At 39.3% G+C, this 22,854-nt stretch carries 22 protein-coding genes and 1 other RNA gene; 18 read left to right on the forward strand and 5 right to left on the reverse strand.

The window, feature by feature from the left end; translation table 11 throughout:
• The 18 genes from JW794_06360 to rho all read left to right on the forward strand — a co-directional run.
• On the forward strand, positions 1 to 601 hold a 601-nt coding region (locus tag JW794_06360; GenBank protein MBN2017729.1), incomplete at its 5' end, for a hypothetical protein.
• A 9-nt stretch (positions 602 to 610) separates the two neighbouring features.
• Positions 611 to 1,765 carry a DUF362 domain-containing protein gene (locus JW794_06365; protein MBN2017730.1) on the forward strand — a complete coding sequence of 385 codons (1,155 nt, stop codon included), beginning with the start codon at positions 611 to 613 and terminating at the stop codon, positions 1,763 to 1,765.
• A gap of 35 nt (positions 1,766 to 1,800) precedes the next feature.
• Positions 1,801 to 2,214: a hypothetical protein gene (locus JW794_06370; GenBank protein ID MBN2017731.1), complete on the forward strand. Its 414-nt coding sequence runs from the start codon at positions 1,801 to 1,803 to the stop codon at positions 2,212 to 2,214.
• A gap of 36 nt (positions 2,215 to 2,250) precedes the next feature.
• Entirely contained in the window at positions 2,251 to 3,219 is a 969-nt protein-coding gene (locus tag JW794_06375; protein ID MBN2017732.1) for a T9SS type A sorting domain-containing protein, read from the forward strand.
• A 157-nt stretch (positions 3,220 to 3,376) separates the two neighbouring features.
• A complete protein-coding gene (locus JW794_06380) occupies positions 3,377 to 3,727 on the forward strand; it encodes an endonuclease domain-containing protein (GenBank protein ID MBN2017733.1) in 351 nt (116 codons plus the stop codon).
• Between the two features lie 371 nt (positions 3,728 to 4,098).
• Positions 4,099 to 4,806 carry a hypothetical protein gene (locus tag JW794_06385; GenBank protein ID MBN2017734.1) on the forward strand — a complete coding sequence of 236 codons (708 nt, stop codon included), beginning with the start codon at positions 4,099 to 4,101 and terminating at the stop codon, positions 4,804 to 4,806.
• Positions 4,807 to 4,810: 4 nt separating this feature from the next.
• An RNA gene (rnpB, locus tag JW794_06390) (RNase P RNA component class A) lies at positions 4,811 to 5,227 on the forward strand.
• A 19-nt stretch (positions 5,228 to 5,246) separates the two neighbouring features.
• Positions 5,247 to 6,959: a single-stranded-DNA-specific exonuclease RecJ gene (recJ, locus tag JW794_06395; protein ID MBN2017735.1), complete on the forward strand. Its 1,713-nt coding sequence runs from the start codon at positions 5,247 to 5,249 to the stop codon at positions 6,957 to 6,959.
• Position 6,960: 1 nt separating this feature from the next.
• Positions 6,961 to 7,842 (forward strand): 6-bladed beta-propeller, encoded by an 882-nt coding sequence (locus tag JW794_06400; protein ID MBN2017736.1) that lies wholly within the window; start codon positions 6,961 to 6,963, stop codon positions 7,840 to 7,842.
• 87 nt (positions 7,843 to 7,929) lie between these two features.
• Positions 7,930 to 9,423, forward strand: coding sequence for an apolipoprotein N-acyltransferase (gene lnt, locus JW794_06405; GenBank protein MBN2017737.1), 1,494 nt, complete (start codon positions 7,930 to 7,932; stop codon positions 9,421 to 9,423).
• On the forward strand, positions 9,420 to 9,815 hold the full coding sequence (locus JW794_06410) for a MerR family transcriptional regulator (protein ID MBN2017738.1): 396 nt from the start codon (positions 9,420 to 9,422) through the stop codon (positions 9,813 to 9,815). The genes lnt and JW794_06410 overlap by 4 nt, the downstream gene beginning before the upstream one ends.
• Complete coding sequence (locus JW794_06415) at positions 9,808 to 10,710, forward strand: hypothetical protein (GenBank protein ID MBN2017739.1); 903 nt, start codon at positions 9,808 to 9,810, stop codon at positions 10,708 to 10,710. Before JW794_06410 ends, JW794_06415 begins: the two co-directional genes overlap by 8 nt.
• The gene (locus JW794_06420) at positions 10,700 to 11,458 is read left to right on the forward strand and encodes a phosphopantothenate/pantothenate synthetase (protein MBN2017740.1); all 759 of its coding nucleotides are present in this window, start codon (positions 10,700 to 10,702) and stop codon (positions 11,456 to 11,458) included. Before JW794_06415 ends, JW794_06420 begins: the two co-directional genes overlap by 11 nt.
• On the forward strand, positions 11,455 to 12,354 hold the full coding sequence (locus JW794_06425; GenBank protein ID MBN2017741.1) for a 2-dehydropantoate 2-reductase: 900 nt from the start codon (positions 11,455 to 11,457) through the stop codon (positions 12,352 to 12,354). The genes JW794_06420 and JW794_06425 overlap by 4 nt, the downstream gene beginning before the upstream one ends.
• Positions 12,355 to 12,601: 247 nt before the next feature.
• Positions 12,602 to 13,369 (forward strand): 3-methyl-2-oxobutanoate hydroxymethyltransferase, encoded by a 768-nt coding sequence (panB, locus tag JW794_06430; GenBank protein MBN2017742.1) that lies wholly within the window; start codon positions 12,602 to 12,604, stop codon positions 13,367 to 13,369.
• On the forward strand, positions 13,362 to 14,525 hold the full coding sequence (gene mfnA, locus JW794_06435) for a tyrosine decarboxylase MfnA (protein MBN2017743.1): 1,164 nt from the start codon (positions 13,362 to 13,364) through the stop codon (positions 14,523 to 14,525). Before panB ends, mfnA begins: the two co-directional genes overlap by 8 nt.
• Positions 14,504 to 15,739 carry a bifunctional phosphopantothenoylcysteine decarboxylase/phosphopantothenate--cysteine ligase CoaBC gene (gene coaBC, locus JW794_06440; GenBank protein ID MBN2017744.1) on the forward strand — a complete coding sequence of 412 codons (1,236 nt, stop codon included), beginning with the start codon at positions 14,504 to 14,506 and terminating at the stop codon, positions 15,737 to 15,739. Before mfnA ends, coaBC begins: the two co-directional genes overlap by 22 nt.
• A 135-nt stretch (positions 15,740 to 15,874) precedes the next feature.
• On the forward strand, positions 15,875 to 16,966 hold the full coding sequence (gene rho / locus JW794_06445) for a transcription termination factor Rho (GenBank protein ID MBN2017745.1): 1,092 nt from the start codon (positions 15,875 to 15,877) through the stop codon (positions 16,964 to 16,966).
• Between the two features lie 67 nt (positions 16,967 to 17,033).
• Here the strand turns inward: rho and JW794_06450 are convergent, their stop codons facing one another.
• From JW794_06450 to JW794_06470, 5 genes are all read right to left on the reverse strand, one after another.
• The gene (locus JW794_06450; GenBank protein MBN2017746.1) at positions 17,034 to 17,387 is read right to left on the reverse strand and encodes a response regulator; all 354 of its coding nucleotides are present in this window, start codon (positions 17,385 to 17,387) and stop codon (positions 17,034 to 17,036) included.
• Positions 17,388 to 17,399: 12 nt separating this feature from the next.
• Complete coding sequence (locus tag JW794_06455; GenBank protein MBN2017747.1) at positions 17,400 to 18,566, reverse strand: response regulator; 1,167 nt, start codon at positions 18,564 to 18,566, stop codon at positions 17,400 to 17,402.
• Between the two features lie 16 nt (positions 18,567 to 18,582).
• Positions 18,583 to 18,942 carry a response regulator gene (locus tag JW794_06460; protein MBN2017748.1) on the reverse strand — a complete coding sequence of 120 codons (360 nt, stop codon included), beginning with the start codon at positions 18,940 to 18,942 and terminating at the stop codon, positions 18,583 to 18,585.
• Positions 18,920 to 21,460 carry a transporter substrate-binding domain-containing protein gene (locus JW794_06465; GenBank protein ID MBN2017749.1) on the reverse strand — a complete coding sequence of 847 codons (2,541 nt, stop codon included), beginning with the start codon at positions 21,458 to 21,460 and terminating at the stop codon, positions 18,920 to 18,922. Before JW794_06465 ends, JW794_06460 begins: the two co-directional genes overlap by 23 nt.
• 111 nt (positions 21,461 to 21,571) lie before the next feature.
• A complete protein-coding gene (locus JW794_06470; protein MBN2017750.1) occupies positions 21,572 to 22,828 on the reverse strand; it encodes a uracil-xanthine permease in 1,257 nt (418 codons plus the stop codon).
• Positions 22,829 to 22,854: the final 26 nt, after the last annotated feature.

Consider the following 22,854-nt stretch of genomic DNA (forward strand, 5'->3'; position numbering starts at 1 on the left):
GGAAGCTGCTGCTAAGGTCGGTGTCGATTTTACGCTCCAGGCAATTCTTAATGATAAAAAAGAATTAGTCGAATGTTTTGCAGGAGCTCTTGATGAATCATTTCGTGCAGGGGTGAAATATTTTAGGGATAAGAGTTCGGTAAAATTTTCTCAGAAAGCAGATTCAGTTTTCGTTTCAAGCGGTGGATATCCTAAGGACCAGAATTTCTACCAATCACAGAAATCATTGAATGCGACAATAGACCTTGTAAAACCAGGTGGAACAATCGTACTTATTGCGGAATGCAGGTTCAATATCGAACAGGACGAGATGGAAAAACAACTGAAGAATGCTGCTACAATCGATGAGTTGCTTATTGTAGATCAAAAAAAAATCCAGATAGGTGGTCATCGAGCTTTTGCAACAGGAAGACTCTTGAAAAAAGCTGACATACTCGTTCTCAGTGAGATGAATCCCGAATTGGTAAGATCAGTACATTTTACTCCAGTTGAATCGATTGAGAAAGCCCTCGAATTCATTATTAATAAAGAAGGTAAGAACTTCTCTTGCTACATCGTCCCAAGCGGTGGAATGTTCTTTCCAGTGAAAACCACACAGTAAAGGAATACTATGGTTACTGTAATTGCAAAAAAATGTTCATCCTATGACATCCCAAAAGTAAAAAAAGTTATTGATTCCATTTTCTCGGAAACTGAATTTTATCCAAACCTAAAATCAATCAATTCAATCCTTCTTAAACCAAATCTGCTTGGAGCATATCCTCCGGAAAGAGCTATTACTACGCACAGCAACTTCGTTGCAGCTGTAATCGAAATTCTAAAGGACAATCATATTAAGATATCACTTATGGACAATCCCGGCGGTACTGTTAGCGTGGTGAGAGCATATCAGCTGACCGGAATGGAGAATCTTTCAAAGCAGTATGGAATACAATTAATAAATCCTTTTAGGAATGGTATCTACACGTTCAATAAAAAAGTGAAATACACTGTGAATAAGGCATTTATCGATGCAGAAGCGATCATCAATCTTGCAAAATTGAAAACCCATATGTACACCTTGTACACCGGTGCCATCAAGAACTTTTACGGAATCATTCCCGGGCTTGCGAAATCCAATCTGCACCGTCTTGCTCCAAATCCAACCAAATTTGCAGAATTCGTTGTAGATATTTACGAGATCATAAAAGATAAGGTTGTATTTAACCTGATCGACGGAATCATCGGTATGGATGGCGATGGACCATCAACAGGAGATGTGAAAAAATTTGATATTCTGCTCGGGAGCAAAAATGCCATTGCAGTTGATTACTTTGCAAGCAAATTCATGGGATACAAACCTGAAAAAGTACCCATTACACGCATTGCTGCAGAGCGGGAAGGATTGGATTTTAACGAATTTCATCTTTCCAGTGATTTTGACAAAGGTTTTGTACTTCCGCACTGCAATATCCAGGCGACTAAAAGAAAAAACAGAATTCTCAACCTGCTCTCAGTACCGCTTAAAGGTTTCGTGAAACGCTTCTTCTGGACCATCCCTTTCTTCGAGCCCCAAAAATGTGTGCAGTGCCAAGCATGCGTGAAATTCTGCCCCGGTAAAGCCCTTACTCTGGAAGAAAAAGACCGTGCGCCAAAAATTGATCCGCAAAAATGTATCCTCTGCATGTGCTGCATAGAAATATGCCCCGAGCATGCAGTCTCCCTCAAGAAAAGTTTTCTCGGCAAAATGCTCATCCAGGAACATGATCCATCAAAAAATAATTAAGAATTATAAAAACCTATTTAGTTAAGGAGGTAACCATGAATTATAAAACTTATTTCATCTTTTTTATTTTTTTGCTGTTCACATTTTCCATCCAACTCTCAGCTGCAGACACATGGGTAAAGACCTACAGACCATTCCAGCAACCATACATGGATGATAAATATTGGGTAGAGGATGTGATAGTCACACAAGATAGCGGATATGTAGTAAGTGGCAGCTTTGAACTCTACGATGATTTTTATTATGAAAATTGGGGATTTTTGATAAAAACAGATAAAGATGGGAATATGCTGTGGGCTTCTAAAGATAGTGTGGATTTTATGAACTATAACGGATATTCTGTCGAATTTGTTGAGACGACTGATGGAGGTTTTTTAACAATTGGATTACAAGATTATGTTGGAGGTCGATATATCATAAAAAGAGATTCTGAAGGAAATAAATTATAGGCTTTACCATACGTTAATGATCTCGGTGTATTCTCAATGCATAATACACAGGATGGCAATATTATACTTGCAGGTAGATCTGATTATAACGCTGCATTGAGAAAGATAACCGAAGATGGAACAACGATATGGACGAAAGTAATAGACTGTGGAACAAGTATTGCTTATTCGGTTGATGAATGTAGTAATGGAGATTACGTATTAACAGGAGTTGATTATGATAATTATAATGTTTTAGTTGTAAAGACTGATTCTCTTGGTGATTCTTTGTGGACGAGAACTTTTAATGGACTCGGTGGACATGATATGGGAAGATGTATAAGAGAGACTCATGATGGTAATATAATAATGGGGGGAAGGATTGATGAGTCAAAATCTGATTACATGAATGGAGCATTTATAGGATTAATTAATACACTTGGGGATACTCTTTGGACAAAAACATATGCTCAAAATATCTTGTATATAGTCTTGTCATTAGTTGAGGTTGACGACGGATATGTGCTTCAAGGTGGGAAGCTTGTAAAAATAAATAGTATTTCATCTTTGTTATGGAATGAACCTCTTACAGGGGATGTATACGGTGGTGGTGATAAAAACCTTCAAAGAACCCCAGAAGGTGGATTCCTTTGTGTAGCAACAGAAGATTGGGGAGATCGCATTGTATTGAATAAGACCGATTCATTAGGGCAGGTATATTCAATAGATGATCCAAACAATCAACAAAATATTATTTCAATAAATATATATCCAAACCCGATAAAAGATTACTGTACAATATCGTTTAATAATCATAATTTTTCATTGAAAGACCCACAAATTACTATCTATAATATCAAAGGGCAAGTGGTTAGGGAGTTAGGATTCAGAGATTTGGATTTAGGATTTAGCGTTGAGTGGGATGGGAGAGATATACATGGGAAAGAAATCGGAGCTGGAGTGTATTTTGTCAGGATGAAAGATGATACTTATCAAGCAGTATCAAAAGTAATTAAACTTGAATAATCATGATTCATCAAATAGATTTGTTTCAATGCGAAGGTATAAAGAAATCTAAAATGATGAGAAAAAAATACTTAGATGTGAAAAAAACCAAAAAATCTCCTCTTGAGAGGAGTCCGGCTTTAGCCGGGAGGTGTGTAAACTAAAAAGGAGACTTATTATGATACTTCATTATGATCCCAAATTAAAAAATTTAGCAAAGAAACTTCGGAAAAATATGACCTTACCTGAAGTACTACTTTGGAATCAACTAAAAGGAAAGAAACTCGGTTTTGATTTTCATCGGCAAAAACCAATAGATAGATACATAGTTGACTTTTATTGTCCAGAACTCAAATTAGTTATCGAGGTAGATGGTTCTGTACATTTAGATAAAGGGGAAAATGATATTATAAGGCAACTTAGATTAGAATCATTAGGGCTGAATGTATTGCGTTTCAAAGCAACCGATATATTAAAAAATCTTAATGATGTGATTGATTCAATACAGAATTATATAAGTAAGCAATAACACACCCCGATCCGCCAGCTGGCGGATCACCCCTCTCAAGAGGGGATTCTTATTATTTCATCTTCAAATATTATTATTTTCTATAAAGTGATATTTATTAAACTGGGATTCCATATAATTCTGACCAAATGTTTACTATTAATCCATAAAAATTTGACAATAATTTACATGCAACGGCATTGTTACTCCTACGTTTATGGAAAAGAATAGTATATGTGCAGCGGGAAAAATTAGTGGGAGTCCGGCAAAAATGGGCTTCAAAATATTGTGTGAAAAATTAGCACCACAAGATATAAATTACAAGGCATTTATGAAATTCATAAGTGCCTTTTTTGTTATTATATATTTTCACAATCCTTTAGGAGTAAGACATGCTTAAAGAGATCAAGATTTTAAAAAATCTGCAGGAACTCGATGATAAGATACTACAGAATTCAAAGGAGATCGAGCGTTTGCCAAAAGTCGTGCAGGAATTGGAAGAAAAATACAGTTCCGAACAGGAATCGGTTAAGAATATCACACAGCGGCTTGAACAGAACATCATGCAGCAGAAGAAACTGGAGCTTGACATCACATCCAATAATCAGGATATTAATAAATATGAGAATCAACTCCTCTCTGTAAAAACGAACAAAGAGTACAAAGCACTCAATGCTGAGATCACACACCGGAAAGAAAAGAATGCTGAGATCGAAGAGCAGCTAATTGAATTCATGGAAGAGGAATCTGTTCTCAGAGATGAGAAGAAAAAATTTGAAGAGTTGTTTGAAAAAGATCAGAAGATCTTTGAAGTAGAAAAAGGAAAGATAGATAAACAGGTTGCTGAACTTCAAAAAAAGGTTGATGAACTGGAAGCTGAAAAACTTACTCTTTCCAAAGAAATACCGGATCTTCTCTTTCGCAGGTATCAACGCCTTATTCAGCACGGAAACGGTAAAGCAGTGGTTACACTCAGCGAAGATGGAACATGCAATGGCTGTCATTTCCGGGTACGTCCCCAGATCATCGTTGAAGTGTCAAAAAATGACAGGATCATTACCTGCGAAAATTGTTCAAGAATAATAATAGCACCTAAATAGTGCAGAAGATAATCAGACGATCACCCTCCCGATGATTCGGGGGGAAGGAAAGTCCGAACACCAGGAGCGCAATACTACGTAATACGTAGTTCCAGTGATGGAAAGAAAGTGCCACAGAAAAGAAACCGTCCGCCAGCTGGCGGATAAGGGTGAAAAGGCGGTGTAAGAGACCACCAGTGCTAATGGTGACATCAGCAGCTCGGTAAACCTTATTGGTGCAAGGTCAAATAGAAGAGAAATTCGCCTTAGGCGGATACGAACTGCTCCATTCGTCATACTCTCGGGTAGACCGCAGAACTCAGTCACAGAAAAGACTGTGAATTTTCTTCGGAAAATACTGTGAAGTCTGAGTAAGATAAATGATCGTCGTCCTGAACTTGTACTTCAGGAGACAGAATTCGGCTTATTATTATCTTCCGCATATTTGGTTTGGAGAATCGATGAGAAAGAAATGGATCAAAGAAGCAGCTGAGATTGATCAGCAGGTGCTCGATACACTCGCTACTGAGTTAAGCTGTCCTCCAGTCATCGCAAAATTACTCGCCCTTCATGGTATAGATACACCGGAAAAAGCTCAGGTTTTTTTTAATCCATCGATTGAAGACCTTCATGATCCCTTCCTCTTCAAGGATATGGATAAAGCCGTAGAACGCATTCTCCACGCTGTCGAAGAAAAAGAAAAGATCGTTATCTATGGCGATTATGATGTGGACGGTACTACTGCAACATCGATCCTCCTGATGGGACTCCGGGAACTCGAAGCAAATGTCGATTTCTATATCCCAAATAGAATGATCGAGGGGTATGGCTTATCATTGACAGGCAATAAGGCAATTGAATCCATGCAGGCACAGCTTATCATTACGGTGGATTGCGGTATTAATGCTGTTGATGAGATCGCTGACCTCAATAATGATGGCATCGATGTGATCGTAACCGACCATCATACTCCCAAAGAAGTGATACCCGAAGCATATGCCATCATCGATCCCAAATTAAAGGATTCAACATACCCCTATTCCGAACTTTCAGGTGCAGGAATTGCGCTCAAGCTTCTGACTGCTATCTTCATAAAAGGTGGTAAAGATGGATTGGATGCGATCGAACGGTACTGTGATCTTGCAGGACTGGGAACGATTGCTGACATCGTACCTCTTACAGGTGAAAACAGGATCATCGCCCGTCTTGGTATAGAACGGCTCCAGAAAAGAAAGAACATGGGCATCAACTACCTGCTTAATCTTTCGGGACTGAAAAAAGTCGTGCTGAAATCCAGTGATATTGTTTTCAAGCTCGCACCCCGCATAAATGCTGCAGGCCGTATGGGAAGTGCAGACAGAGCAGTCGAGCTCATGACCGCCACAACGCCGGAGCATGCAAAGAATCTCGCCCTTTCGATAGACTCCGAAAACTACAAACGCCAGAAGATCGATCAGGATACTTTCAAGACTGCCTGCGATATGATTGAAGCTAAATATCCTGACATGAATAACACCTATTTCATTGTACTTGCTGCGGAAGAGTGGCATCCGGGTGTAATCGGAATCGTTGCTTCTAAGATCGTTGAAAAATACAACCGACCGACAATACTTATAACGCTTTCAGAAGGTGAAGGGAGCGGTTCAGGCAGAAGCATCCAGAATTTCAATATCTTCGACTGTCTCTCGAATTTTGAAGATTTTCTCATCAGCTTTGGCGGTCATAAATATGCTGCAGGACTCACGATTCTGCCAGAATACATCGATATCCTGGACGAAAAACTAAATGAATACGCACGTGAAATTTTATCTGAAAAAGAGATACAGCCGCAGATCAGCGTTGTTGATGAAATCAACCTCCAGCAGATAGATGATGAACTTATCAAATGGCTGAAAATGTTCGCACCCTTTGGACCGAAAAATATGAACCCGATCTTTATGAGTTCAAATGTCATGGTCGTTGGTTATCCATACACAGTCGGCATGAACCATCTTAAAATCAAAGCATTGCAGAACGAGAAAACCCTCGATCTGATCGGTTTCAACATGGGTGATCTTGTACCTTTCCTCAAAAAAGGTTCCCGCATCGATATTGCCTATTCTCTTGAAGAAAATAACTGGCAGAATATTTCTAAGATACAGGGTAAACTGAAGGATATTCGCCCGTCACAATAACATGAACACAGGTTCGATGAGAAGTATAGTAATAATCCTATTGATATTCTCACTTATTTCGTGTTCCAATCTGAAAATTTCAGACAAAAAACCCCTACCCAGTGGAATTACTCACTCATCATTAATGCAATCGGTCATTATATTACCTGTTCAACCCCGAAAAATAAGATATTGTAATTATACTCATACTTTTGTTGTACTCGATAAAACAAAGAACATGCTCTATCGTATTGATGAAAAGGGGAAAATACTGCAACGCATAGGTGAATTCGGATTTGATGCTGGTCAGTTTGTTCATATTTCCGATTTTGCTGTTGATAGTTTTGGAAATATATTCGTGGTTGATGATGTAATAAATATTGTAGTTCAATTTGATGATTTTGGTCAATTCGTTAACTCATTCTCTCCGATGGACATGACAGATCCCGAACTCATTGCAGTTCTGGATACAGGTGAACTTCTCATCTATGACAGCTCTTCGAACCAGGTTTTTTGTTATATAAAACAAAATAGTATAAGATTTAAATTCGGGAAATTCTATCTTGACGATCCCAAGAAAATATCTGCGTCTCTGGATGTAAATTATATTCAAGATACGGGCAATAATACGATTTTCATGATCGACGGATTTGGCGGTTTACTGCATGAAATATCACCAAAGAATCCTGTAGTAGATATCACATCAACCAAGGATTTCTATTACTATATTGATGCGAACGCCGAACTCTATGTTGCCAGAAGAACGTCAGATGTTCAACTACATTTGGGTAATATAACTGAACTGATCCCGAACATCAAACCTAAAGCAATAATTGTATTTTCCAAAACAGTTTGCATTCTGGATGGCAACAAACTCTATTTATTCCAACTACTTGATAATTAGCCATATAATCTTTTTTTCTTAAGAATTACTTTACAAATTTTTTATGCAAAATACGAGTTGTAAAAAAATTTATCAAAAGAAAAATTTATGAAAAATTTCATACTCGTTCTTCTTGCAAGCTTGCTTTTCGGTCTGTCGTTCATTGATATCGGAGTGGGATTTCTCTGTTTATTCGCCTTTGTTCCCTACCTTTATTTCATCACCAAAGCAACACCAAAACAGGCCTTCATATTTGGTTTTCTTTTTGGACTTTTTATAACACTTATTACGCTATATGCGGTATTTAATGTAAAACTTATTGCATTCGTCGGACTGCTTATTGCTTTTCCTCTTTACTTTTCTGTTCTCTCTGTCTTTCTTCGTAAAGTTCACGAAAGTTTTCCTAAGATTTTTCTCTGGCTTTTCCCCGTAATATGGGTAGGATTCGAATATTTACTGACGCTTGGATCCTTGAATTTCCCTTGGCTCAACGTTGGCTATTCACTATCAAACTATTACCTTTTGATCCAGGCAGCAGACATCTTAGGAATATACGGATTGAGTCTTCTTGTATTGGTTGTCAACGTCTTCTTGTTCAAGGTTTTCAATAGAAAATCGAAGAATCTGATAATATTACTTATTATTTTCTCTTTCTGGTTTGGTTACGGCATTTTTCGGGATAAGACCATAAAACTAAGAAGCACTGATCTGAAGATCGGGATCGTACAACTCAATATTATGCAGGAAGATAAATGGAAACCGGAAAACCTTGTTCCCACCGTTGATGAGTATGAAAACCAGGTACGCATTCTTGCGCAGGTGAATGAAGTCGACATAGTAATTCTACCCGAATCTGCAATACCCACAAATCTTCTTCATGAATACACCTTCAAGAGAAGGATACAGAAATTCGCTCAGGAAAATAAGATCGATCTCCTTGTTGGTTTCCCCGATTATTCAGTTGAGATTATAAACGACAAACGGAAATATAAATACTACAATAGTGCAACACTGATTGATACCAGCGGCACATATCATGAAAAATACAATAAGATCAGGCTTGTACCTTTTGGTGAAAGGATACCCCTCCTGAGCACATTCCCCATCCTTGAAAAACTCCAGTTTGGACAGGCGAACTTTGAATTCGGAACTGAATATCCCCTTTATATGATTAACAATCTGAAATTTTCACTCATGATCTGCTTTGAAGGTGTTTTCCCTGAGATTTCACGCAGGTATGCTAAGAAAGGATCGGATGTGCTTGTGGTGATCACAAATGATGCATGGTTTAAAAACACCGTCCTCCCCCATGAGCATGCTAATAATACTAAGATGCGGGCTGTTGAAACGCGTCTTCCACTCATTCGAGCAGCAAATACAGGAATCTCTTATGTTATTAATCCAAAGGGAGAAACTGTTATAAAAACCGATGTTTACGAGAAAATAAATATAACAAGCACACTGACTGTGCGACAGGGAAATGCAAAAACGATATTCGTGAAATTCGGATATATTTTTGCTCCGATCTGTTTCTGGTTCAGTGTCGTAATCATAATAATTTCGATAATCTTACCATTATTTGTTATGAAGAGAGTACGATGACTATTAGATTTCAAAAAACAAAATACTACTACACCATGAGCGAAGTGTGTAATATTCTGGATGTTAAACCGCACGTATTGAGATTCTGGGAAACGCAGTTCCCTCAACTCAACCCAAAGCGCAAAGAAGGCTCCAACAGACGTTATACGCAGAAGGATATCGAGCTTCTAAAAAAGATCCAGTATTTGCTCTATGAAAAGAAGTTCAAGATCAAAGGTGCAAAAAAAGCACTCCGGACTGTTGAAGATATTTCTTCAAAAGATAATGTTCAGATCGATATGGAAAGCTATGAAAGTAAGAGAGCGCTCAAGCAGTTGAGAAAACGGCTTACGGATTTGAAAGAGCTAACATCGGCTTTTGTTGAGGACACAAAGAATCTATCCAATGAATGATCTCAGAACGTCGCAAGCTTGGGCTCCAAATCATATCACGGGCTTCTTTTATTCCCATATTGATACTGATCCTCTTCGAAGCAGTTCTCTGGGAGCTGGTGTAAACCTATCCCGTGGTACAACAACATTTGTTGAGGTTACTCCTTCATCACAAATCGAAATTTCCGTTTTCATGAATGGTCAACCCACTGATGCACTGCTTACAAACTGGCTTGTTCAATCATTTCTTGAGAAATATTCAAGCCGGAAGTACAAAATTGAGATCGCTCATACAATGGAGATGCCTGTCAGCGCAGGTTTCGGTACAAGCGGAAGCGGAGCACTCAGTACAGCAATTGCCCTGAGAAATGCATGCGGAATCGATATTTCAGATGAAGAATGCTACAAACATGCTCATATTGCAGATGTCGAGAATAAAGGTGGATTGGGAACCGTCATGGCTGAGATTGCCGGAGGACTTGAGATTCGTGTTGAATTTGGTGGTCCGGGTTTCGGTAAAGTCGAAAAAGTTCCTCTTGACAAGGATTATGATGTCATCATACTGTATTTTGGTCCGTATCAGACACAGAAGGCATTAACCGATAAAACGCTTATGGAAAAGGTCCTCAAGTACGGAAAGCAATGTGTTATTGATCTGCTAAAAGAACCTTCTGTAGACCACTTTCTCGAACGTTCACAATGGTTTGTTCAAAAACTTGATATCATGACAAAGCATGTTACGGAGATCATACAAAAGATGAAACATAAAGGATTTATATGCAGCATGCCTTTGTTCGGAGAGAGTGTTTTCAGTATTCAAACTGGTAATGATTCTCATAAGCTGCACGATTTGTTAAAAGAATTCGGAACAACCTATGTATCGAAGATCAGCACAGGAGGTCCCCATGAAATTTAACATTCCGGATTCTCATCCGCGCGCAAGATCAATGCATATTCGAGAGCGTCTCATCGACGGTTTTGATAACGGGCTTGTTGCCAAAGCCGGGCTTATCGCACAGGGTAGAGGTGAATGTTTCGATTACCTTTTAGGTGAAAAAACACAACCCTTTGCAGAAAAAGCGATTGAAGCTGCTTGCGCCATGATACTTCTTGCCGAACACCCGGTATTTTCTCTCAATGGAAATGTTGCAGCACTCTGCCCGGATGACGTTGTGGAATTGAGTGAAACTGCGCAAATGCCAATGGAGATCAATCTCTTTTATCGTACAAAAGAGCGTGAGGATGCACTTCTCAAGCATATGGTTGAACACGGTGCAAAAGAAGTGCTGGGCATTGGAGATGATGAGACTGTCCAGATTCAAGAACTCCAAAGTGAACGTAGAATTGTATCTAAAAAAGGCATATACATAGCAGATGTCGTATTTGTTCCACTTGAGGACGGTGATCGTACCGAAGCGCTTGTTGCATCAGGCAAAAAGGTCATAACTGTCGACCTCAATCCCCTATCACGAACACCAAAGAAAGCCCAGATATCAATTATTGACAACATAATTCGTACTGTCCCTCTCATGACACAGCGAATTCGCGAAATGAAGAAATATTCCGAAAAACAATTACAGAAGATCATTGAAAGTTATGATAACAAAAAAATCCTTAATGAATCATTACAACGTATCATTTTCCGATTAAAGGAGCTTTCATGAATATCATCATAATCGGTGCCGGTGCGATCGGAACCTATCTTGCGGCTGCGATCTCACGAGAATATAATGTTACACTCGTGGGCAAGAAAGGACATCATCTCAAGGATCATTTTAAGGTCATCCAGAAGAATGGCATTCTCCTTTCCGGTTTTCAGACCCTCATGAGTAATGTGCTCACTACAAGAGAGTTAAAAATAATTCCTGAGAATTCACTTATACTTGTAACTACCAAGGCATACGATGTAAAAACAGTGTTTACTGATCTGGCTTCCATTGTTAAAAAGGATACAGTTTTTATGCTGATACAGAACGGGATCGGAGTTAAAGAAGAAGTTGAGAATATACTTCCAAATGAAATCATTCGTGCTGTGACCGGTATCGGAGCAGAGATTATACGACCCGGTGAAGTACGTACTTCCTGGGGCAAGGTCGTTCTTGAAAATACACCCTCGGCTCAGAAGGTTTATGACATCTTTAAAAAAAGCAGTTTCGCTACAAGGATTTCTGATAATATCAAATCAGAAGAGTGGCTCAAACTTTCTATCAATGCATTTGTGAACCCTCTCACAGCTTTACTGCAGATCCGCTCATTTATGCTTTCCAAACCTGAGATCAGAGGACTTGTTGAAAGAGTGATCGACGAAGTGCTTGCTGTTGCTGAAAAAGAGGGCTATCAGGTTCCGCGGGATAAGGTCATCAAAACGATCGACCGGCTGCATCAGTATCACAACTACTCTTCAATGTACCAGGACATCAAAAAAGGCAAAAAAACAGAACTCGACTACATAACAGGTGCGATCATACAACGAGCAAAGAAACATCATATTTCGGTTCCTTATAATGAATTCCTCTACGATGCAATCAAATACATGGAAAAATATGGCTATAATAAATGACGAAATCAGGAGAATCTAAATACTGTGATGAGAATGATCTCAAAAGCATCAGCAGATTGTAAAGACAATGCAAGAAATCTGTGGAAAAAAGCCCTTGAACTCAATTTAATATTCTCATCGATCATTATTACATCAAAGAAAAAATGAAAATTTTGCTTTTGATATTTGAAATTGATTTGGAAATGAGATATTCGCATTTTGATATTTTATTCGACATTAGAAATTAGGATTTAGAAATTAGAACATTATGAATATACAAGAAATAAAAGAGATTAAAGGCAAAGACAAGCTGGTCATGATAACCTGCTATGATTTCCAGATGGCGAAAATATTCTCGTCCGTGGGCATCGATCTTATTCTTGTTGGAGATAGTCTCGGTATGGTTTTCCAGGGTGATTCCACTACGAAGAATGTGACCATGGAACAAATGCTTTATCATGTAGAATCTGTTTCAAAGGGAGCTGGAAATATACCAATTGTTGGAGACATGCCGATCCACTCCTACGGCACAAAAGAAATTGCATGTGAAAACGCACATCGTTTCATCGAAGCGGGTGCTGATGCGGTCAAATTGGAGGGTTACTATCCCGTAACCATCAACTATCTCGTAGAGAACTGCATTCCTGTTCAGGGACATATCGGGCTACTTCCTCAAACCTATGAATCATTCAAGGTTGTGGGCAGAAAACCAAAGGATCATGACCGGTTATTGCGAGAAGCAAAAGAGATCGAGCAGGCAGGTGCATTCACGCTTGTTTTGGAATCGATCCCGGAACAGCTTGGTAAAGAGATCACGGAAAGCGTGTCAATCCCGACCATCGGTATCGGCGCTGGAAGATTTTGCGATGGGCAGGTACTCGTGATCAATGATCTACTCGGTATGGATCCAGCATTTCATCCCAAATTTGTAAAAAATTATGCAAACCTTTTTACAATCATATCTGAAAGCGTAAACGCATTTAAAAAAGACGTAAAAGACGGCAGCTATCCTCAAAAGGAACATGTATATGAATAGAACTTCCCTCCCGAAAACAGAAGTACTCGAACTGATCCAATCAGTGCTCAAACACGACAAATCATACAAAAAAGGCAATGTGATCAGCACCATGTGCACCTATCCGAACACCTTTGCACAAGAATTATTCTCGAAATTCATCGACAGGAACATCGGCGATGCAAACCTGTTTCCCGGTGTTGTTCAATTAGAGCAAGAGGTCATTGCTTCCCTTGGTGAATTGCTGCACAATCCGGATGCTTATGGAAATATCGTAACCGGCGGCACTGAAGCTAACTTCCTGGCATTGTGGGCATATAGGGAACTTTCCGGTAAGCATACGATTATCGTGCCCGAAACCGCACATTTTTCTCTGTATAAAAGTGCAAATATTTTAAATTTGAAGGTAAAAACCATCCATGTTGATAAAAATCGCCAGATCCATATTGCAGAGACAGAAAAAGCTATAGATAACGACACGTTCTGCATCGTCGGCATAGCAGGGACCACCGAGCTCGGTGTGATTGATCCGATTGCTGAACTTTCTGCTCTGTGCCTGAAATATAACCTGTACCTGCATATTGATGCGGCATTTGGCGGTTTTGTAATTCCATTTATGAAGGATATGGGATATGATGTTGCTGACTTCGATTTCGCTCTCCCCGGTGTTACTTCGATCACGATCGACCCCCACAAGATGGGCATGTGCCCTATTCCAGCAGGTGGAATATTATTCAGAAATAAAGATTTGACCAAAAAGATCGAGTGGAGTGTCAGCTATCTCTCGGGAGGTCATACGGCTCAAACCACTTTTGTCAGCTCCCGATCCGGTGCTTCGGTAATTGCAGTGTGGGGTATGCTGAACTATCTCGGCTACGAGGGGTACAACGACATCATCAAGCAATGCTTGCACGTTCGCGATTATCTCCTTTCAGAACTTAATAAGATCAAAGAAATCTCCCCTATTCAGGAACCAACCATCAACATCGTTGGGGTAACATCTACGAAATACAACATTGTCGAGTTCGCAGAAGCGCTTCGCGATAAGGGCTGGGCAATCTCACTCTTTACGAAACATCTGCGAATCGTACTGCGTCCGTCAGTAACCAAAAAAGTAATTAGTGCATTTATTCATGACATAAAAGAGGTGTTATCATGCATCCAAGCAAAGATATAATCGGAACAAAAGGAAATGGGCTGCAGGGCAAACGAATTGCTCTGGGCATTACCGGAAGCGTGGGTTGTCTCCGCAGTGTTGATCTGGCACGTGAACTCATGCGTCACGGTGCAGAAGTATTTGTTATCATGAGTGAGGAAGCCACAAAACTGGTTACACCTGCAATGTTCGAATGGGCAACCGGCAATCCCGTTGCAACCGAACTCACCGGTAAGATCGAGCATATCTGGTTAGCTGGCGAACACAAAGAAAGCTGCGATCTGATCCTCGTTGCACCTGCAACAGGTAATTCCCTCAGCAAAATCGCATGCGGTATCGATGATACACCTGTGCTTTCCACCGTAACCTCTGCTATCGGCTCAGGTATTCCTGTGATGATCGTGCCTGCCATGCATGAGAGCATGTATAAGAATCCCTTCATTTTGGAAAATATCGAGAAGTTGAAAAAAGCAAATATCAATGTAATCGAACCGGTGCGCGAAGAAGGCAAAGCAAAGATCGCAAGCGTGCACACCATGGTGGAAATGGTTATAAACAATCTCTATAAAAAGGACTTGCAGGATATGACTGTGCTGGTAACTGCCGGACCCACCATCGAATACATAGACGATGTACGCTACATTACCAATAAAAGTTCCGGCAAAATGGGCTTTGCTCTGGCAAAAGATGCAGTTCGTAGAGGTGCACACTGTATTCTAGTTAGCGGACCGACCAAATTGGTACCTCCAGCCGGTTGTTACTTAATTCCAGTTGAAACAACAAACGAGATGCTCGATGCCATTACTAAAGCTATGAAAGAGAACAATGTGGATGTGTTCATCAGCGCTGCCGCAGTTGCGGACTGGAAAATGAAGAAACAGGAAGAGGGAAAACTCCCCTCCTCACAAGATTTCTCAATTGAACTATCACCAACCGAGAAAATTATTGAAAAGGTAAAAAAACTATCACCAGCCACCGTTCTGGTTGCATTTAAGGCAGAACACGGATTGAACGAAAAACAGCTCACAGCAAAGGCGTATGAGCGTCTCAAACAGGTTCAGTCAGACTACATCGTTGCCAATGACGTGAAAGAACCGGATTCCGGCTTCCAGAGCGATGATAATAAGATATTTGTGATAAATGCAAAAGGCGAAGTGCAGTTCAAAGGAAGGGACACGAAGCACGCACTTGCACAAAGGATTTTGGATATTGTGAAGGGTGGGTTGGAATTATAATAATGTAAAGTTATAATTGAAAGAGAATCATTTACTTTATAGATTAAACAAATTGAAATAAAATAACCATTTCTTGCCGAGTGGTTAAATCTTTCCGTTCTTGACAGTAATTTACTCACAAACAAAGTCAGTCCAATGACAACAAAAATTTTTCAAGGATTACTGAACATCTCAAACGATCATAAGGCAGTGCTGTGGAAAACACCTTTTGACAAAAATGACGCATACTATAATTTCCCCAATCGCTTAATATCACAGTATAAATTAGTAAGCGGTGCGCGAATCGCATGCGAAATACATGGCAGGAATATCGAAAAGCTCATATCGGTTTGCGGCATGGAACCTGATAATTTTAAAAATAGAAGGCAATTCCATGAACTCACTGCAACCAATCCCGATAAAAAATTCAATCTTGATGTTTCAGAATTTGACTCACTCCGCATTATCGACCTCATGATCCCGATCGGCAAGGGCACACGTGGCTTGATCGTTTCTCCTCCACGTGCAGGTAAGACAATCCTTCTTGAGCAACTCGCCACATCGTTAACCTCTGTCAATCCGGAAGTACGTGTTATCGTACTTCTTATCGATGAGCGTCCTGAAGAGGTAACTTCATTTAAGCAAAACACAAATGTACAGGTCTTTTTCAGCTCATTCGATCAGGGTTTACGATCCCATGTTGCACTTTCTGATTTTCTGATCAATCATATCAGAGTTGAGCTGGAATGCGGCAATGATACGGTTATTCTGCTGGATAGTCTCACTCGAATGGGGCGTGCATATAACAGCAGTGAGAGGAATCCTCAAAGTAGAACGATGTCCGGTGGATTGGGTTCAACTGCACTGGAACTGCCGCGAAAATTATTCGGGCTGGCGCGAAATATTCAGGATGGCGGCTCATGCACGATACTTGCAACCATTCTCACGGATACGGGCTCGCGCATGGATGAGATGATATTCCAGGAATTCAAAGGGACTGGTAATTGTGAAATAATTATTGATCGTGAGATCGCTGATCAGAGAATCTATCCTGCAATAAATCTTCGAGAAAGCGGCACAAGAAAGGAAGAACTTCTGATACCTGGGGATCAGCTCATTACAATACATCGGCTTCGTAACAATCTGCTGAGACTGGATAAAACTGATGCAATAATTCAATTGAAAAGACTAGTCGCCGATAAAAAGAATAATGAAGAATTGTTACATTCTTTGAAATTATCACCCTAACACCTTTTCAGATCTTAATATTCCTTATTTCCCCTTAGAGAGAGTATATTTTTCCTATATTTTACAATTAAATCTTACTTAATATTGTCACTACTTTATGCACATCAATAGGTTTTTCCAAAAAATCAAGAGGTTTAAGTTCTAAAGCTTCTTTAACTACTTCATGGGTAACATAACCGGACATAAAAACGATATTCAGGACTTCTCCTAAATCAATCATTTTTCTGGCAACATCCAGACCTGTCATTTCACCGGTAAGGCGGATATCAAGAAGCATCACATCAGGATGTTCTATCTGAATAGTATTGAGTGCATCCTCACCCGAAGCAACCGGTGTAAGTACCGTATAGCCCTTTCTTTCGAGAAATCTCTTGATATTAAGAGCTATGAGTGTTTCATCTTCAACAATAAGAATTTTCATTGTACTGATTAATCACACTCTTTCTGAATAGATCTCTTTATCAAGTGTTATGTTCCATTGTAAGCCTGTCCCGGTTTTGTATTCGATCACTCCCCGTAACTGCTTTTCAACCATAGTAGATACAATAGAAAGCCCAACATTATCACTAGACTGCATATCGAAATCCTCCGGAAGTCCTATACCATTATCTTGAACTGATAACACTATCTGATTCATATCATTCCTGCCAAGGGAGATCTTAATAATTCCCCTTTTTTCATCTGGGAACGCATGCATGCAGGCATTCGTAATGAGTTCATTGACGATAAATCCCAGCGGGATGGCAGTGTCCAGAAGTACCTGTATCTCTTCGAGTTCCGTCTTGATTTCACATGTATCGAGTACTTCTCCATGACTTTCATTGAGTATCTGAAGCATGCTTTCAAAATAATCACGAAGGTTAACGTGTGAGAGATCCTGAGACTCATACAGTTTATGGTGTACCAATGCCATTGTCCTGATCTTGCTGATAATATCTTCAATGGTTTCTTCATTCCATGATGCATCAAAAAGCTTTGATGAATATAATCTCAGCATCGCGATAATGACCTGCATATTGTTTCGTGTGCGATGATATAACTCTTTAAGGAGGACTTCTTTTTCATGCAATGCCTTTCGCAGTTTCATCTCTGCTTGTGATCGCCGTTCTATCTCTTGTTCCAATTGTACGATTTTATCTTCTAATTTTTTGATCAACCTGCGATTATAGAGTTGATAGATGTCTTTGTTCGTTTTCAGCTTCATTTCCTGGTGTTTGTAGGTCTTGTCTTCAATTTCTTTCATGATCCCGCTGAGTTCTTTTATAAGAGTATCAGGATCCATGGGTTTTCTGAGGAACAAGTCAGCGCCAAGACCGAGTGCAAATTCTTCATCCTTCTTATCAACGTATGTAGCAGTATAGAAAACAAAGGGTTTATACTTCAATTTCTTATCATTTTTCACGGTCTTACAAAACTCAAATCCATCCATATCCGGCATGAGGATATCGCTGATAATGAGATCGACTGCTTTTTCTTTTAGGATATCCAGGGCTTCTTTCCCGTTTGTGGCACTTAGAACTCCATGACCTTTACCTTCAAACAATACTTTCAAAAAGTATCTGGCATCGTCTTTGTCATCGATCACTAAAATTTTCATCATTACTTCCTTTCGAAAGCTATAAATATTTTTTGAGTTCCTTAATAAACAGTTCTGGATTTATTGGTTTTTCCATATAACCTGTGCATCCGGCTTGTAATGCCTTTTCACGGTCTCCTGCCATAGCATATGACGTCAGTGCAACTATTTTTAAGTCCTTTCCCTTTTCATCTTTCCTGATTCTTCTGGTGGCTTCAAGCCCATTGATATCAGGCAGTTGAATATCCATGATAATGAGATCTGGTTGTTCTTTTAGCGCAATTTCAACACCTTTAATTCCCTTACTTGTGCTGATCACCTCAAGATTATTTTGTTTAAGCATAAAGCGTATAAGATATAGATTTGCTTCGTTATCTTCAATTACTAATACTGTCTTCATTATTATTTTCCTTTATTATATGTGGAAATGTTATAATAAATGTTGTGCCTTCATCGGGAGTACTTTCCACATGAATTTTTCCGTTCAAAAGGTTCATGATCTTCTTTGTTAAATGAAGACCAAGACCGGTGCCTTCTCGCTTTTTTGTAAGTTCAGAATCGATTTGCTGAAATGGTTCAAAAAGTTTTCCCATATCTTCGTTCTTGATACCAATCCCTGTATCTTTAACAATAATATCCACTTCTCTGTTATCCTTGAGTTCAGTAGTGACACTCACGGTTCCTTTATCCGTAAATTTGACCGCATTCCCAACAAGATTGAAAATTACCTGCTTGAATCTTCTCATATCTGTATAGACTTCAATATTTTCACCTAAATGTCTTTTGAGTTCTAATCCTTTGTCATCTGCACTGTGTTTGAACGTATCCAGCACCTCTGTGATTATATCATTCATCATAAATGCTTCTTTATGAAGTTCTACTTTCCCTGCTTCAATTTTTGAGATATCGAGTATGTCATTTATGAGTTCCAATAAGTGATTTGCACTACTTTTCACGATCTTCAGCTGGGTTTTTTGTTCATCTGATAGTTCACCGACCATTCCCATGAGAAGTATTCCTGTGAAACCAATTATTGAATTCAAAGGAGTTCTTAGTTCATGACTCATGCTTGCAAGAAATATAGATTTCAGTCGATCAGCTTCCTGGAGGTCAATATTAGCTTTTTCTAGTTCTTTTGTTTTTCTCTCAAGATCCTCTGTTCTTGTTTTTACGATCTCTTCCAACTGTTCTCGATATAATTCCAGTTCATGTTCGATTTTCTTCCGTTCTGAAATATCTCGTACATTATGCACTGCACCTACAATGTTATGTTGATTATCAAAAATTGGATCTACTGTTACCAGAACCCAGCGTTCTTTTGGCAGTTTTAATTCTTTAACTTCTCTTTTTTTAGATTTAGTCATCCGTACGAATGGGCAATCAGGAATTGGATTTTTTGAATTATGAATAGCTTGACAACAAAATGTGTTAACTAACTTATCCTTTGTGGTTTCAAAAATCCTCAATGCAGATTCATTTACCTGCAAAATACGTTGATCTGTATCCAGAATCCAAATAGCATCATTTGATGAGTCAAAAGTTGTTTGCCATCTTTTGGCAGCTATTTCAAGATCTTCTTCAGCTTGCTTTCTTTGATTAATATCAAGAATGACTCCCTGCCATCTCTTTTTACCATTTGTGAGGTTTTTAACTCGTCCTATCGATCTGAACCATTTGACCTCATCATCAGAAATCTGTACTCGATACTCATAATTGAATGCTTGATCTGTATCCTCCACTTCTTTTGAAAGTTCTTGTATTCGTTCTTTATCTTCAGGCAGAATTTGATCAAAGAAGCTGCTGTAATTCTCTTTGATCATACCAGCCACTTCTTTCCCAAGGAATTCTTCATTGCGGTTTGTTGTTATAACTGGTGTTCTGGTGCCATCTTCATCCTGATCATACATATAGACGAGTCCGGGAATGTTTTCAACAAAATTTCGATAATTCTCCCGGCTGAGTGCAAGTTCTCTCAGAGTTCGTTGGTGTTCGGCGATCTCCTGCTTCAGCACCTCATTTGTGCTCTGTAATGCTCGTGTTTGCTGCTTGATACGCCACTTTGCCATCATATAGACAATGGTAAAAAATATCGCAATACCTAACAAACCTGCAAGAAGTGGTATGATCCATTCGGGAATACCTTTTTTGGGATAGAGATTATACTTAGCAAGAATGGTGTAGTATTCTGAATCTGTGTCTTTTTGCATTTCGCGAAGCACTTCATCAATACGAGGAATAAAGTAAGCAGAGCGATCTGAATCTTTTGGAAAAGCAAGACGTAGCTGTGTGGGATAAAATATTAAATTGGTCATCCTGACATTATATTGATCTTCAAATGCAGCGCCAAAATGTCGATTTGTAACACCGGCATCAACTTCTCCCTGCTGTATCAAACTGAACACATCATAGTAATCGGCAACTTCGACAAAGATGCAATTAACGCCATACAATTCCACTAGATTTACGATTCCTTCCTGACCATTCGTGAGAATACTGTTCTTCATAACAGCAATTTTTTTACCTTCAAGATCGAGTATTGTATTGATATCTTTACCAGTTCGTGAGTAAATACATCCCCAGCTCACAAGGACTGACTCAAGATTAAAATCATATTTCAACTTTCTTTCATCAGAAAGGGCAACATCGACCATAACATCGATCTCCTCGTCCTCGAGACGTTTCAAACCTTCATTCCATGTTCCTTCGACAAAAATAATTTCCCATCCCTGCTTTTCAGCAATCACTGCCATAATTTCAGGAAAAATTCCAGAAGCTTGTCCATGTTCATTGATATAGACTTTAGGATAATTGTTGTAAACACCTACTTTAATACTATTGATGTTTTCTGCTGATAGAAGAAGTTGATTGAACAATAAGGCAACAGTAAGAAACAACAAGATATAAAATTCTTTTTTCAAATTCTTACCTCTTATTATTTTTAATGATTACACCATATGCAAACTCGAATTTACTACTATTACTTTATGTAACCGGTCAAGTTTTGTGTAAAATATTATTTTATCAAATTTTTATTGGGGCAGCTTTTTGTTGATTTCCTTGAAATTTAAAATAAGATTAAGTATAACACCAACAATTGCAGCAAGTCCCAGACCTTCAAGTTCAAAATTTCCCAGCGTGAACTTTGCCCCACCAAGTCCAAGTACGAGCATCGCAGCTGTAATCATAAGAACCTTTGGATCGGTTAGGTCGACGTTATTATCGATCATATTTTTTATACCAATCGAAGAGATCATACCGAACAACAGAATCGAGATGCCACCAATGACTGGTCCGGGAATTGTTGAAATGATGGATGTAAATTTTGGTACCAACGATAACACGATCGCACACACCGCAGCTATCCGCATAGTAAGAGGATTATAATTTCCGGTAAGTGCAACTGCCCCGGTATTTTCACTATACGTAGTATTTGCAGGTCCGCCGATCATCGCAGAGAGAGACGTGGCAAGTCCATCCCCCATCAAGGTTCGATGAATACCCGGATCTTTGAAGAAGTCTTTACCTACAACATTACCAATAGCAAGGATATCCCCGAAATGCTCAACGATTGTTACAATGGAGATGGGTACAATGATTGAAATCGCACGTGTGGTAAAAACCGGAAGGGAGAATTTCGGCAGCCCAAACCATGATGCTTGATTGATGGAAGTAAAATCAACGATCCCGATAATAATTGAAAGGACATATCCAGCCACGAGTGCGAAGAGGACGGGCAACATTGAGAGGAATTTCTTTCCTATACTTTTGAAGAATATCCTCACGAAGATCGCAACAGCAAAAGTGAACAGCGCAATACCCCAACAACCGTTTTTCCCGATCTGTTGTACAATCGCTGCTGAATTTGTTCCATTTGCATTACTGATCGCAACAGGTGCAAGGATCAGACCAATGAGAATGATCATCGGTCCAGTCACATGAGGGGGAAGGATTTTGTGCAGGGTGCGGACGTCGATGAACCTGAAAATGATCGCAACGACCACATACACAAGACCGGCGATCGCAATGCCGCCCAGCGCTTCCGGCAACGATCCGCCTTTTGCTGTTGAAACTGCGATGATACCCGGAATAAATGCAAATGAAGATCCAAGGAATACTGGTACTTTAAATTTTGTGATAATATGAAAAAGAACCGTGCCAATGCCTGCACAGAAAAGTGTAACTCCTACATCCAGCCCGGTTAGAAGCGGTACCAATACGGTTGCTCCAAACATCACGAACATCTGCTGAAAACCGATGATAAAGGTTTTACCGTTAAGATCTTTCACGATGACCTCTTTTGATATATTTTATC

Source organism: Candidatus Cloacimonadota bacterium, from assembly GCA_016932035.1.
In the GTDB taxonomy this organism is placed as follows: domain Bacteria; phylum Cloacimonadota; class Cloacimonadia; order JGIOTU-2; family JGIOTU-2; genus Celaenobacter.

Bases quoted from the DNA above. Each gene is read 5' to 3' on its own strand.
- lnt (MBN2017737.1), top strand. From the start codon at position 7,930: ATGAAAAATTTCATACTCGTTCTTCTTGCAAGCTTGCTTTTCGGTCTG.
- JW794_06425 (MBN2017741.1), top strand. From the start codon at position 11,455: ATGAATATCATCATAATCGGTGCCGGTGCGATCGGAACCTATCTTGCG.
- panB (MBN2017742.1), top strand. From the start codon at position 12,602: ATGAATATACAAGAAATAAAAGAGATTAAAGGCAAAGACAAGCTGGTC.
- recJ (MBN2017735.1), top strand. From the start codon at position 5,247: ATGAGAAAGAAATGGATCAAAGAAGCAGCTGAGATTGATCAGCAGGTG.
- JW794_06450 (MBN2017746.1), bottom strand. From the start codon at position 17,387: ATGAAAATTCTTATTGTTGAAGATGAAACACTCATAGCTCTTAATATC.
- JW794_06420 (MBN2017740.1), top strand. From the start codon at position 10,700: ATGAAATTTAACATTCCGGATTCTCATCCGCGCGCAAGATCAATGCAT.
- mfnA (MBN2017743.1), top strand. From the start codon at position 13,362: ATGAATAGAACTTCCCTCCCGAAAACAGAAGTACTCGAACTGATCCAA.
- JW794_06410 (MBN2017738.1), top strand. From the start codon at position 9,420: ATGACTATTAGATTTCAAAAAACAAAATACTACTACACCATGAGCGAA.
- JW794_06455 (MBN2017747.1), bottom strand. From the start codon at position 18,566: ATGATGAAAATTTTAGTGATCGATGACAAAGACGATGCCAGATACTTT.
- JW794_06415 (MBN2017739.1), top strand. From the start codon at position 9,808: ATGAATGATCTCAGAACGTCGCAAGCTTGGGCTCCAAATCATATCACG.
- rho (MBN2017745.1), top strand. From the start codon at position 15,875: ATGACAACAAAAATTTTTCAAGGATTACTGAACATCTCAAACGATCAT.
- JW794_06460 (MBN2017748.1), bottom strand. From the start codon at position 18,942: ATGAAGACAGTATTAGTAATTGAAGATAACGAAGCAAATCTATATCTT.
- JW794_06385 (MBN2017734.1), top strand. From the start codon at position 4,099: ATGCTTAAAGAGATCAAGATTTTAAAAAATCTGCAGGAACTCGATGAT.
- JW794_06375 (MBN2017732.1), top strand. From the start codon at position 2,251: ATGCATAATACACAGGATGGCAATATTATACTTGCAGGTAGATCTGAT.
- JW794_06370 (MBN2017731.1), top strand. From the start codon at position 1,801: ATGAATTATAAAACTTATTTCATCTTTTTTATTTTTTTGCTGTTCACA.
- coaBC (MBN2017744.1), top strand. From the start codon at position 14,504: ATGCATCCAAGCAAAGATATAATCGGAACAAAAGGAAATGGGCTGCAG.
- JW794_06365 (MBN2017730.1), top strand. From the start codon at position 611: ATGGTTACTGTAATTGCAAAAAAATGTTCATCCTATGACATCCCAAAA.
- JW794_06380 (MBN2017733.1), top strand. From the start codon at position 3,377: ATGATACTTCATTATGATCCCAAATTAAAAAATTTAGCAAAGAAACTT.
- JW794_06400 (MBN2017736.1), top strand. From the start codon at position 6,961: ATGAACACAGGTTCGATGAGAAGTATAGTAATAATCCTATTGATATTC.